Source organism: Microcystis sp. M113S1, from assembly GCF_020246945.1.
In the GTDB taxonomy this organism is placed as follows: domain Bacteria; phylum Cyanobacteriota; class Cyanobacteriia; order Cyanobacteriales; family Microcystaceae; genus Microcystis.
On the sequence record NZ_JADBSA010000205.1, the window covers coordinates 1 to 12,607 of the forward strand.

Sequence of the window (12,607 nt, forward strand, 5' to 3'; positions counted from 1 at the left end):
CTTGCGGTGTCAGTCTGTAGAGCGACCATAAGACCAGAACAGAGTAAATCTGTTAAGGCAGGTGCGGAACCCCGCAAGGGAAAGAAGCAGAAACCTAAATCGTGAGGTTTGGGAATCACCGTCCGTTTTACGGCGGTGAGGATGTCAACAGGAAGAAATCAACCAGAAAATCACCCAAGAATGGGATCAGATACAAGTTAACATAACGCGAACAGCTAAATCACCTTTGTACCCTGGGATGAAAGAAGTGACTTTTCCCCCCTTCCCCCGAATGTACCCCGTAACTGATATAAGTAGAGATGTAGGTCTATAACCAAAATTGCCGCATCAGTTCGGTTAGGTGACTGTTTTTCGCTTGTCTAGGAGGGTAGATATGCTCAACGAATTAATTTATGAAGGATTAGGTTTAAGTGCTGTTTTCGGAGGACTATTCCTCTGGTCGCGCTCTAGTCTCGTCAGCAAAAATACCTCCCTTTTAGCCGCACAAGCGCAATTACAGCAAAGTAATTCAGATTTGTTGGCTCAAGTCAAGGGTTTAGACGTGGCGCAATCAGACTTAAAAGACGAAAATCAGCAGCTGCACGCCAAAATAATTCACATAGAACAACATTCCGCCCAATTACAGCACAAAGCTACGGATTTAGAAAATTCTCTCCAGTCCCTCCAGCAAGCTGTGCAGATAGGTGAGAGTGAAATCGAACAACTGAAAACCACCGCTAAGGAAATAGAAGCGGAGAAAGCTGGTCTGATGGAGCAATTAGAGGCAGAAAAAGCCCAAATTACTAGCCTAGAGGCACAGATTCAAACTTTAGAGCAGCAAAAAGGCGAAATTAACCGTCAATTTGATTTGACCAAAAAACAGAGCAACTCTCTCTATAGTCAAATTCAGACCCTAGAACAGGATAAAACTCTCTTACAGCAAGAGCTAGAAAAAGCCGAGGAATTAAAGGCGAAAGTGGTCGATTTAGAGCATAAAAATCAAGAATTAAGCGATTTAGCCGCCCGAATTCCCAGCTTGCAAGGTCAAATTCAAACCTTAGAACAGAATCTGGCTCACCAAACAGAACAGTATGAGCAAGGACAGCAGGAAATAGCCAGCTTACAGGGTCAAATTACCGGGTTAGAGCAGGAAAAAAAGTCTTTCAGCGAAGATTTAGCCGCAAGTCAAACTCGATCGCTCTCTTTAGGCCAAGAATGCGACAATTTAACTATAAAACTGCAAGAAACCGTCGCTCAAGTGACAGCCATAACCGCCGAAAAGGACAGTCTCGGCGCTCGTCTCGAAGCAGCTAAACTGGAGTTACAAGCTTTAGCAGCCCAGAAAGGGGAATTATCGGCACAATTAAGCACTGCTGCCGAAAAAATTGCTCATTTAGAAGGGCAATTACAGGAATTAACCCAGTTACCGCAACAATTGGCCGATTCTCAGGCAACAATTGCTCATTTAGAAGGGCAATTACAGGAATTAACCCAGTTACCGCAACAGCTAGAAACTTATCGGGAAAACATTTCTAATTTAGAGATTCAACTACACCAGTTAAGTGCCGAAAAAGACCAATTAGAAACCACAACTTCCCGTCATATCGAGGAATTAAGCCAACAAAATCGCCAACTAACTCAAGATTTAGAAGTCAAAAAAACGGCAGCTAAAGCTTTAGAAAAGGAAAAAATTAAGTTTGAGGGTGAGTTAGCAACTAAGCAAAAAGAAATCGCCGCTTTAGAGGTTCAAATTCAAAACCTACAACAAGAAAGAGACGATTTCTCTCAACAAACTGCCCCTATTACCACTAATGAACCAGAAGCAATTATTAGTGAAACTCCCGTAGTAGAAGAACTGGAAACTCCCCCGGTGATTGCCGAGGAAACTCCTGTAGTAGAAGAACCGGAAACTCCCCCGGTGATTGCCGAGGAAACTCCTGTAGTAGCAGCAGAAAAAATCACAGTTGCCGATACAAGTTTAGAAGTGCAACCCGCAGCGGAGATAGTCCAAACGAGTCAAGAATCCGCAGAAAATCCCCTCAGGGGAAAAAGCGTAGTTATACTAGGAACCTTCGGCAAAATCAGTCGCGAGGAAGCGAAATCATTGATTATTAATGTCGGTGGTACTGTTACCAGTTCCCCCAGTGTGAACACTGATTATATTCTCCTCGGTAAAGCCCCCGGTGAGAAACTCAAAAAGGCTCAAAAATTAGGCATTAAAACCCTTTCAGAAGCCCAATTTCTACAAATGGTAGAATCCTAAAACAGTTATCAGTTATCAGTTATCAGTTATCAGTTATCAGTTATCAGTTATCAGTTATCAGTTATCAGTTATCAGTTATCAGTTATCAGATTTTAGTTTTCAGTTCACTCTGCCTGTTCCCTATTATTGCCAAAATCATGAGTCAAAAAATTGCCTTTTTAGGATTAGGAGTGATGGGAGCGCCGATGACGACTAATCTTGTCGGTCGAGGTTTTGCTGTTAATGCTTGGAATCGTACCCCAGAGGCCCCTGGAATAACCATTGCCGGGGCAGCCGGTGCGAACATTTGTTCTAGTATTGCCGCCGCCGTCAGGGATGCCGAGATTGTCTTTACCTGCGTCGGGGATGTGCCTGACGTGGAGGCAGTAATTTTAGGAGCGGGGGGTGTGATGGAATCGGCAGCGGTGGGAACTCTGGTGGTGGATATGAGTACCATTGGCTCTCAAGCCGCTAGGATGATTGGTAAAAAGCTAGAGGAAAATAATCTCCGTTTTCTCGATGCTCCCGTCTCTGGGGGCGATATTGGGGCGAAAAACGGCACTTTAACTATTATGGTGGGAGGGAAAGAAGCGGATTTTCAGACTTGTTTACCCTGTTTTCACGCCATGGGCAAAACTATTCGCTGGTGTGGCGAAATCGGCAACGGACAAGCGGTTAAACTCTGTAATCAAGTCTTGGGGGCGGTTCACATGGTGGCGCTGTGTGAGGCTCTAAAAATGGCAAAAATTCAAGGATTAGACCCCAATTTAGTCATAGAAGTCTGTAAAACGGGGGCGGCTGGTTCTTGGGCGTTGGAAAATTTGGGACCAAAAATCCTCGCCCAAGATTTACAGCCGGCTTTTATGATTGAACATATCTTAAAAGATTTGCGATTAGTCAAAGAAACTGCCCAGACAGCCGGGGAAATTCTGCCCGGGACAGATTTAGCGGAAACCCTATTTAAAGCAGTAGCGGAATTGGACGAAGGCAAGGGAATTAAACAGGGAACCCAAGCGATGATTCGCGCCTACGATTAAGCCTTTTGTTGACGATAAATATCATCGGTGCGGGCAGCCATGATAAAGTCATTTTGATGTAATCCGCCCACGTCATGGGTCCACCAAGAAACGGTAACTTTACCCCATTCTGTCAATAAAGCGGGGTGATGGCCTTCTTTTTCCGCTGCTTCTCCCACGGCATTAGTAAAGGCGATTGCCCCTTGAAAATTGGCAAATTTATAGAGTTTTTGCAGACGGGGAATACCCTCGTATTCTAAGAGATTCCAATCGGGAATTTTAGCCTTTAAAGCGGTAATTTCTTCGGCAGTGATAGGAAAAGAACCCGATTGATAAGGTTGACATTTTTGTTGAGCAAGTTCGGTCATAGGGGTATCAATCCAGATTTTTTACCTTTATTATAGAGGAAAATCCCCCAGAGAAATTTTCTATTCTTCCTCTGACTCTGGAGAACTTCCCCAAGGAGTAGAAGATTCGGCAGCTTTCGGGAAAGAAAAAGATTTTTTCGGAGGAGAAGGCAATAATTCCAATTGTCGATTACCGGTTTTATAGCTAGTTTGATTTTTATGCTCTCCCCGTCGTCGTTGGGAGGTTTTTTCCTCCGTGGTATTTTCGGCTATCACTTCATACAAAATCGCCCGTTTATCCTCTTGTTGACCTTTTCTTAAAACCCGTCCTAAACGCTGAATATATTCCCGGGTGGAACCGGTTCCCGATAAAATAATCGCGATGCGCGCTTCCGGCACATCAACCCCTTCATTAAGAACATGGGAAGTCACCAGAATTTTGTATTCTCCCTGACGAAAACGGGTCAGGATTTCATGGCGTTCTTTCACGGGAGTTTGATGGGTTATGGCAGGTATTAAAAAGCTCTCGGAAATGCGGTAAACTGTGGCATTATCGTTGGTAAAAATTAAAATTCGTTCCGGATGGTGTTCACAGATTAACTCGGCTAAAACCCGCAATTTTCCCTGGGTTCCGGAGGATATTTCCTTCGACTCCCGGTGGGCCAACATGGCCCGGCGCCCTTCGCTACTTCTGGCACTAATCATGACAAAATTTTGCCAACCATCTAAACCAGACAAACTGAGATTATTTTTTCTTAAAAAATCATTGCGAATTTTAATTGCTTCTTGATATTTTTCCTGTTCTTTGGCAGATAGTTTCACTTTAATTTGAATTATTTCATGATCGGCTAGGGCTTTTCCTGACAAGTCTTGGGGACTTTTTTGATAAACAATTGCACCAATAAGATAATCTAAATCTTGATGACTACCATCACCGCGATCCGGTGTTGCTGTTAAGCCTAAACGATAGGGTGCGATCGAATCTTCCGCTATTTTCCGAAAGAAATCCGATGGTAAATGATGACATTCATCAAAAATCAAAAAAGCGTAACGATTGCCAAGAGTTTCTGAATAAATTGCCGCACTTTGATAGGTGGCGATTAAAATAGCACTATTATCCTTAGAACCTCCCCCTAATAATCCCACCTCGGCATCGGGAAAAGCCGCCAACATCTGGGCATACCACTGGTGCATTAAATCAATAGTCGGCACGATAATTAAGGTACTCCGGGGAGTCGATTGTAGAGCTAATTGGGCAAGATAGGTTTTGCCGGCAGCGGTGGGAAGGACAATGACACCCCTTCTCTGGGATTTTTTCCAAGCGATTAACGCTTCCGCTTGGTGGGGGTAGGGTTCCCGTTCAAAACTGGCAATTAATTCTAAATTGTTAAAAGCTTTTGCTTCATCTTGGAAGTTAATGCCCTCCTCCTGTAGAGTTTCCACCAGAGGACGATAATGAAGTGCCAAAATGCGAAATCTTTCAATACGATCATCCCAAGTGGCAAAATCTAGCCATTTTTTCCCTTTTGGTGGTGGATGGAGAATTAAGGTTCCTCGCTCATATTTGAGGGTGGGTAAGCGCATTTTTCAGTAAACAGTAAACAGTAAACAGTAAACAGTAAACAGTATAAGTGAACTGAAAACTTACATCTGATAACTGATAACTGATTCAAGGCTGACGGCTGCAAGATAGCTTATCGCTAGATCATATTTATCGGGCTAAAAAAAAGAGTGTGAATTAACACACTCTCAGCATATCGAAACAGCTAAAGTTTGGCAATAGATTAAATCTTTTCGGTTAGCTTAGTCAGAACGCGATTGGAACGTTCCACAAAAGCTTGCATTCCCTCGGCATCAAATCCCTTTTGAGCGATTAAAGCTAAATCATAAACGTGCTGACAGAGCATTTTCGCTAATTGTGCCGATGGAGATTCGCCGCTACCAGTAACAATACTTCCCTGACTAATCTGGACAATTTGTTGAATTAGGGGATGATTAGTATTAATCATCAGAATATGTTCTTCGGGGAAAGCCATGGCTTTTTGTTGCATCATTGCCGTCATTTCCTGTAAGCGTCGCATTGCTTCTGGAAGTAAGACAATTGCCGGGGGAGTACCTTGGGGATCATCGGATTTCAAGGCTTCAGTTTTGATATTGATGCGAGAATTATCGAGGGCTTTGGCGAAGATTTCTTTGATCAATTCAGCCCGGGTTTTATTACTAGCGGGATCGATAATTTCACTAGCTTGATCCTGTTCGAGCAGCGTCGAGTCTAATTCAGAATCAACCCGGGTGAATTTCACATCAGAGTATTCTCTTTCTAGGAAAGGAATAAAGTAATTAGTATCGATGAAAGAATCAAAGAAAAGGATTTCTAAACCTTGATTTTTGTAGAGTTCAACGTAGGTGGATTGGCTACGAGGATCGGTACAGTAAAAAACTCGATTTTCGTGGCGTTCTTTATGGCGTTCTAGGTAGGCTTTGAGAGTAGTATAACCTTCCTGTTCGATCGCTTCTAGGGGAGTTTTCGCCGTTGCTTCTTGCCAGGCGTCACCTTCAGCGGTTTGCACTGCCACTTGTACCTCAGTTTCTGGGGGTTTGTAGGTAGTGCGATAGATTAAAATATCTTCTACCTGCTGTTTAAATTTATCCTCTTTCAAGGAACCAAATTTAATAAAAGTTCCCACATCTACCCAACAACGAATATATTCTTTTGCGTCTTCGTTATAGAGCGATTTGAGGCGATCAGCAATTTTTTTGGCAATAAAATCGGCAATACGGCGAACGGTGCGATCTTTGGTTAAAGCACTTCGAGACACATTTAAAGGAATATCTGGACTATCGATAACTCCTCGCAAGGGCATCAGGAAATCGGGAATAATTTCTTCGCAATGGTCGCTGACAAAAACCTGATTACAGAATAACTTTAATTGTCCTTTTGAGACATCCACATCCGGTCTGAGTTTGGGAAAATAAAGAATGCCATTGAGCAAGAAAGGATAATCGGTATTCAGATGTACCCAGAGTAAAGGTTCTTCTTGGAAAGGATAGAGATAACGATAGAATTCTAGGTAGTCTTCTTTAGTCAGATTTTGAGAAGATTCTTTCCATAAAGCCCGTTGTTGATTAATCACTTCCCCATCAATTTTAATGGGAACGGGCATAAAATCTGAGTAGGTTTTGACTAACTGGCTAATGCGGGCAGGTTCTAAATATTCCCCTTCCTCATCCATTAAAGTTAGGGTGATAGTCGTGCCGATTTGGCTGCGGGAAGAATCGGTTAGTTCAAACTCTGGAGAACCATCACAAGACCAATGGACAGGGGTAGCACCTTCTTGATAGGAAAGAGTATCAATTTCTACCTTTTTAGCCACCATAAAAGCCGAATAAAAACCTAGTCCAAAATGACCGATTAAATCCTTGGCTGATTTTTGGTATTTAGTGATAAATTCTTCCGCACTGGAAAAGGCAACCTGGTTAATATATTTCTTGATTTCTTCCCCCGTCATCCCGATACCATTATCGGTAATTGATAGGGTACGATTTTCTTTATCGATGGCGATATTAATTTCTGGTTCGGGGACTTCTCCTCTTGCTTCTCCTGCTAAAGAAGCCATTTTTAATTTCGAGATAGCATCCACACTATTAGATATCAATTCCCGCAGAAAAATTTCATGGTCAGTGTAGAGAGATTTTTTGATAATAGGGAAGATATTCTCGGTATGAATCGTGATATTACCTTTTTCGAGTACCGTCATACGTTCAATCACTAAGGGCTTGACTATTCTAACTTTTTTATTTTGCTCGATGATGGCACTATTGATCACAGAGCGATTGCCCAACTTCTTCTAGGGGGATAACCGTACCGATAAACGGATTCGAGAACTCGATCGCAAAAATCAGGGATAATTGCCGGATTATCGGGGTTATTTAGCACTTTTTGACTTTAGCAATCCGATTGAAGCGGAATTGCAGTAGCTCTACTGTTCAATTTGCAGATATCCCTCAATCACAATATCGGGATTGAGATAATTAACCGTGACATTTTCTAACTGTAAAGCTTGGCTCATTAACTGGAAACCTAAATCACCCACGGCAGTAGGTGCCTTGATTCCCCCGATGATTTTGGGCGCAATAAAAGCGATAATTTTTTGTACCATGCCCTCAGCGATGGCAGCCGCGCTTAAACCGCCGCCGCACTCCCACAAAACCTGACAAAATCCCCTCTGATAAAGATTTTCCATCACTAAAGTGGGTGTCACCTCGGTTAGTTCGATCACTTCCACGCCTTTTGTTAATAATTGTTGCTTAAGCTTGACATTAGAATCAATTTGTGTGTAGACAAGCGTGGGAAATTGACTGGTATCCCAAAGATGGGCGGAGGAGGGTAAATCGAGCGATCGAGTCATGACCACGCGCAGGGGATTATGATCGGAGAGGCCGTGAGTGGTTAGGTGAGGATTATCTTGACGGACAGTGCTACCGCCGACGATAATCGCATCACAGGCAGATCGCAATTGATGGACTATTTGGCGAGAAGCAGGGCTAGTAATCCAAGTGCTATGACCAGTAGTAGCGGCAATTTTGCCATCGAGAGTCATGGCATATTTGAGGATACCGAAGGGTTTTTTAGCGGTAATGCGATGGATAAAACCCTGATTGAGTTGAAGACATTCGGACTCCTCCACTCCCACCAGCGTCTCGATGCCTGCCGATTCTAATCTTTGAATACCTTTCCCCGCCACCAGGGGATTAGGATCGATCATCCCCACCACCACTTTTTTAATGCCCGCTCGCATAATTGCCTCGCTACAGGGGGGAGTACGTCCATGGTGGTTACAGGGTTCAAGATTGACGTATAAAGTGGCACCACGGGCTTTTTCTGCTGCCTGTCTCAGGGCGAAAACTTCTGCATGGGGTTGTCCGGCCTCCGGGTGAAAACCTTCGCCGATAATTGTCCCCTCTTGAACGATCACAGAACCCACCAAGGGATTAGGAGAAGTCCGTCCCAAGCCTTGTCTAGCAAGGGTTAGACATCTTTGCATCATTGTGCGATCGAATTCCGTTGCCTGGGCCATGGTTTATTTCTCCAAAGGAGGGGAGACTTTTCAGTGATCAGTAAACAGTAAAAACTGATCAGTGGGGAGCTTTTTTCAGTGATCAGTAAACAGTAAAAAGTAATCAGTGAACTGATAACTCGCATCTGATAACTAAATTCTTGATCACTTCTCCACCACTATTATTTTAAAATGAAATGTATCAACGAATACAGAAATCTCAGATCAAAAAAACAAAGATCGAAAAACATTGACTACTCACACCTCAAGATAAATCCCTAGGTGTTTGGTCTTCTGAAATGATTGACCCCTGTTCCTAGGATTTAGCGGTGGAAAGGACATAATTGCTCGGTAATTATTCTCAAAAGTAATGAATCGACCTACTAACTCAACAAAGTCAACGAATTAACGATGAAACGAATTGCTCGAAAATCTGGGGAACTTGTCGGTTTATTACCGAAAATTAACCCTGTCTGGTTAGCCTGTGTTCCTTTGTCCGCGATTATTTTTGTGGTTTGGAACACAGCCGTACAAGCCCAAGAGGCGAAACCCTTAACCCCCGAAGATGTCCAAAACGCCCTCAATACAATCTGGGTTTTAATTGCCTCCATCCTCGTGATCTTTATGAACGCAGGTTTTGCGATGCTAGAAACGGGATTCTGTCGCCAGAAAAACGCCGTTAACGTTCTCGCCAAAAACCTGATCGTTTTCGCCCTCTCCACCATATCATTTTGGGCGATCGGTTTCTCGCTGATGTTTGGGTCTGTCAGTAACGAATTTTTCGGTACAGGAGGTTGGTTCCTTAGCAGTAGCGATCCTGCCACCTACGTCATGCCTGCCTCTTTGCCCACCTCGGTGTTCTTCCTGTTCCAAGTCGCTTTCGCGGGAACGGCAGCCACCATTGTATCTGGGGCAGTGGCAGAACGGATTAAATTCGTCGATTTCCTCGTTTTTAGCTTAATTATTGTCGGTATCATGTACCCGATCACCGGTCACTGGGTTTGGGGTGGCGGTTGGTTAGCCGACCTTGGTTTTAAAGACTTCGCCGGTTCGACGGTGGTTCACTCGGTGGGTGGTTGGTCTGCTTTAACTGGGGCGGCAATTCTCGGCCCGAGAATGGGTAAATACATCAACGGTCGCACCAGTGCCTTACCCGGCCATAACATGAGTATCGCAACCCTGGGTTGTTTAATTCTCTGGATTGGCTGGTTTGGTTTTAACCCCGGTTCTACTTTAGCGGTTAATGAAACTGTACCCTATATCGCTGTCACCACTAACCTCGCTGGGGCCGCGGGTGGCATTGCCGCTACCCTTACCGCTTGGTTCAAAGATGGTAAACCCGACCTTTCGATGATTATTAACGGTATTCTCGCCGGTTTAGTAGCCGTTACTGCCGGTTGTGATGGTGTATCCTATTGGTCGGCGGCAATCATCGGTTTAATCGCCGGCGTAGTCGTGGTTTACTCGGTGGGTTTCTTCGATAACCTGAAAATTGATGACCCGGTGGGTGCGACTTCCGTTCACCTCGTCTGTGGTGTGTTTGGAACTTTAGCCGTCGGTATCTTCAACAAAGATGCCGGTTTAATCACCGGTCAATTCCAACTGTTGATTAACCAAATTATCGGGATTGTGGCAGTAGGGGCCTTTACCCTGATTGTTAGTGGTATTGTTTGGACAATCCTCAAGGCTACCCTCGGTATTCGTGTTACTCCCGAAGAAGAATTGGAAGGTCTGGATATAGGCGAACACGGCATGGAAGCCTATAGCGGTTTCGTCAAGGAGTCCGATATCGTCGCTGGTAGCTATTATGCTTCCAGTGTTGACATGGAAACGCCTAGCACTCGTTAGGTTAAACCTTGTAAAGATAGATTAACTTATCCCCGACAAAGTTAAAGAGAAAAGGAAGAAGGCCTCGCCCCGATGCGATCGGTGGCTATAATTGCCTTCTAAACCTTTTCTCTTTCGGTTTTTGTCTCTTTCCGGACAGAAAAAATTAATCTTGCTACTAGGCAGCAACCGTCAATGAAAAAGATCGTAGGAATAACCGTACTTTTGCTGGGACTGGGATTCAATTTTGGAGTTGCCCCAGTTTTTGCGGAAACCATCACCGCCGCTCCCCCCAATCCGATTAGTGCTGGGGATACAGCTTGGATGCTGATCTCCTCGGCTTTAGTTTTATTAATGACCCCCGGACTGGCCTTTTTTTATGGGGGTTTAGTGCGTTCCCGTAACGTCCTCAACACTATGATGATGAGTTTGGTGGCCATGGGTGTCATCGGTGTAACTTGGGTGCTTTGGGGTTATAGTCTCGCTTTCGATGTCACCCCGGGTAAAAGTGGTTTTGGCGAAGGGATCGAAGCTTTTATCGGGGGACTAGATTGGATTTTTCTTAACGGTGTCACTGCGGCCACACCTGACAATATCGGTTATGCACCCACCGTTCCCCATCAAGTGTTTATGGTCTATCAGATGATGTTTGCGATCATCACCCCGGCTTTAATTTCGGGTGCGATCGTGGAACGGGTCAACTTTAAAGCCTATTTTTGGTTTTTACTGCTTTGGTCCACCTTTATCTATTCTCCCCTGGCTCACTGGGTTTGGGGTAAGGGTTGGTTGGCAGCCACTGGGGCGCTGGATTTCGCCGGTGGAACCGTTGTTCACATTAGTTCCGGGATTTCCGCACTGGTGGCCGCCTGGATGATCGGTCCGCGGCGTAGTTTTGGTGTCCAAGCCTATGCACCCCATAATGTGCCTTTTGTTCTCCTAGGTATCGGTTTACTCTGGTTCGGTTGGTTTGGTTTTAATGGTGGTAGCGCGCTTTCCTCTAGTTCCCTAGCCACGACAGCTTTTGTTAATACCACGATCGCCGCTTCGGCCGGTGGTTTGACATGGATGCTTATAGAATGGATTTTACGGGGTAAACCGACGGCGATCGGTATTGCTAGTGGATTTTTAGGGGGATTAGTGGGTATTACTCCCGCTGCCGGCTATGTGCTGCCGATCGGGGCGATTATCATTGGTTCGATCACTGCCCTTAGCTGTTTTTTTGCGGTTAGTCTGCGGGCAAAATTGCGCTTTGATGATTCTTTGGATACCTATCCCGTCCATGGTGTGGGTGGAACGGTAGGGGCAATCCTTACGGGGGTTTTTGCGACTAAATCGGTTAATTCCTTGGGTAATGACGGTTTACTATTTGGCAACCCAGGCTTAGTCTGGACGCAATTTGTTGGCGTTGCTGCTACTTATATCTTTGCTGCCGTGGGTACTTTTGTCATCCTGAAAGTTCTCAGTTTATTCATGGATCTGCGGGTTAAACCGAATACGGAAGCAGAAGGGTTAGATGTGCCTCAACACGGAGAGGAAGCCTACGGACAGGAATTCGAGTTTGGTAACAGCCTTTCCTACCAAGAAAATCCCGGTGCCACAAATCCGCAAGAAAATTATTAGCGATTCCAATCAGCTATCAGTCCAGCTAACAGAGATGAAATTTCGTCTCTGTGAAACTGGGCTAAAAAATTCCGTTTTTGGTCGTCTTGTCTCTGTCACCGGGGATTGTGATCCTGTCCGTCGCTGGCAAAGAATGCTCGATCGTTATTGTCCAGAGATTCTCCAAGACCCAAAAACTCTCCGCCAAGGCCGCATGAGTAGCGATCGCTAGGGAGGATCAAGTTTTATCTAGATGGGCAAAACAGCAAAAAATTAGCGATTCTTACTGACAAGAATCAAGAAATTTGTAAGCCAGCTAACTCAGCAATTGTGTAGGTGGGTCTGCCTTTAACTTCCTCGTAAATTCTGCCGATATATTCTCCTAGTATTCCGATGCTAATTAGGGTCTGCTGAAAAAGTTTTTCGGTGGGGGTTGGGGGTTGGGGGTTGGGGGATGGGGGATGGGTTTTACCGATTTTCAGGTGGTCAACTACCTAATTTTCAGGGAAAAAGTACCTGAATTTTCCCCCTGATCACTCC

9 protein-coding genes and 1 pseudogene are annotated in these 12,607 nt (G+C 44.6%); 5 read left to right on the forward strand and 5 right to left on the reverse strand.

Annotated features, from left to right (window positions below; genetic code table 11):
* Nucleotides 1-373 precede the first annotated feature (373 nt).
* Nucleotides 374-2,242 (forward strand): BRCT domain-containing protein, encoded by a 1,869-nt coding sequence (locus IM319_RS10480; protein WP_287735550.1) that lies wholly within the window; start codon nt 374-376, stop codon nt 2,240-2,242.
* A 137-nt stretch (nt 2,243-2,379) separates the two neighbouring features.
* Nucleotides 2,380-3,258, forward strand: coding sequence for an NAD(P)-dependent oxidoreductase (locus IM319_RS10485; protein WP_286824457.1), 879 nt, complete (start codon nt 2,380-2,382; stop codon nt 3,256-3,258).
* Here the strand turns inward: IM319_RS10485 and IM319_RS10490 are convergent.
* The 4 genes from IM319_RS10490 to ribD form a co-directional block, all read right to left on the reverse strand.
* Nucleotides 3,255-3,605 (reverse strand): 4a-hydroxytetrahydrobiopterin dehydratase, encoded by a 351-nt coding sequence (locus IM319_RS10490; RefSeq protein ID WP_287684650.1) that lies wholly within the window; start codon nt 3,603-3,605, stop codon nt 3,255-3,257. The two genes, IM319_RS10485 and IM319_RS10490, sit on opposite strands and share 4 nt — an antisense overlap.
* Nucleotides 3,606-3,665: 60 nt before the next feature.
* Nucleotides 3,666-5,168: a DEAD/DEAH box helicase gene (locus tag IM319_RS10495; protein WP_287735551.1), complete on the reverse strand. Its 1,503-nt coding sequence runs from the start codon at nt 5,166-5,168 to the stop codon at nt 3,666-3,668.
* A 200-nt stretch (nt 5,169-5,368) separates the two neighbouring features.
* A complete protein-coding gene (htpG, locus tag IM319_RS10500; protein ID WP_287735553.1) occupies nt 5,369-7,342 on the reverse strand; it encodes a molecular chaperone HtpG in 1,974 nt (657 codons plus the stop codon).
* A gap of 222 nt (nt 7,343-7,564) precedes the next feature.
* On the reverse strand, nt 7,565-8,662 hold the full coding sequence (gene ribD, locus IM319_RS10505) for a bifunctional diaminohydroxyphosphoribosylaminopyrimidine deaminase/5-amino-6-(5-phosphoribosylamino)uracil reductase RibD (protein WP_287684646.1): 1,098 nt from the start codon (nt 8,660-8,662) through the stop codon (nt 7,565-7,567).
* Nucleotides 8,663-9,052: 390 nt separating this feature from the next.
* Here ribD and IM319_RS10510 point away from each other — a divergent pair, with 390 nt between their 5' ends.
* From IM319_RS10510 to IM319_RS10520, 3 genes are all read left to right on the forward strand, one after another.
* Nucleotides 9,053-10,489, forward strand: coding sequence for an ammonium transporter (locus tag IM319_RS10510; RefSeq protein ID WP_287684644.1), 1,437 nt, complete (start codon nt 9,053-9,055; stop codon nt 10,487-10,489).
* A gap of 174 nt (nt 10,490-10,663) precedes the next feature.
* Complete coding sequence (locus tag IM319_RS10515; protein ID WP_287735552.1) at nt 10,664-12,088, forward strand: ammonium transporter; 1,425 nt, start codon at nt 10,664-10,666, stop codon at nt 12,086-12,088.
* 34 nt (nt 12,089-12,122) lie between these two features.
* Nucleotides 12,123-12,299, forward strand: coding sequence for a hypothetical protein (locus tag IM319_RS10520; RefSeq protein WP_287722394.1), 177 nt, complete (start codon nt 12,123-12,125; stop codon nt 12,297-12,299).
* A 64-nt stretch (nt 12,300-12,363) separates the two neighbouring features.
* Here the strand turns inward: IM319_RS10520 and IM319_RS10525 are convergent.
* Nucleotides 12,364-12,471: pseudogene (locus IM319_RS10525) on the reverse strand (glycosyltransferase); the annotation flags it as partial.
* Nucleotides 12,472-12,607: the final 136 nt, after the last annotated feature.

Excerpts from the sequence above, each read along its gene's own strand:
- IM319_RS10480 (WP_287735550.1), top strand. The coding sequence starts at position 374 with ATGCTCAACGAATTAATTTATGAAGGATTAGGTTTAAGTGCTGTTTTC.
- IM319_RS10485 (WP_286824457.1), top strand. The coding sequence starts at position 2,380 with ATGAGTCAAAAAATTGCCTTTTTAGGATTAGGAGTGATGGGAGCGCCG.
- IM319_RS10490 (WP_287684650.1), bottom strand. The coding sequence starts at position 3,605 with ATGACCGAACTTGCTCAACAAAAATGTCAACCTTATCAATCGGGTTCT.
- IM319_RS10495 (WP_287735551.1), bottom strand. The coding sequence starts at position 5,168 with ATGCGCTTACCCACCCTCAAATATGAGCGAGGAACCTTAATTCTCCAT.
- htpG (WP_287735553.1), bottom strand. The coding sequence starts at position 7,342 with ATGACGGTACTCGAAAAAGGTAATATCACGATTCATACCGAGAATATC.
- ribD (WP_287684646.1), bottom strand. The coding sequence starts at position 8,662 with ATGGCCCAGGCAACGGAATTCGATCGCACAATGATGCAAAGATGTCTA.
- IM319_RS10510 (WP_287684644.1), top strand. The coding sequence starts at position 9,053 with ATGAAACGAATTGCTCGAAAATCTGGGGAACTTGTCGGTTTATTACCG.
- IM319_RS10515 (WP_287735552.1), top strand. The coding sequence starts at position 10,664 with ATGAAAAAGATCGTAGGAATAACCGTACTTTTGCTGGGACTGGGATTC.
- IM319_RS10520 (WP_287722394.1), top strand. The coding sequence starts at position 12,123 with ATGAAATTTCGTCTCTGTGAAACTGGGCTAAAAAATTCCGTTTTTGGT.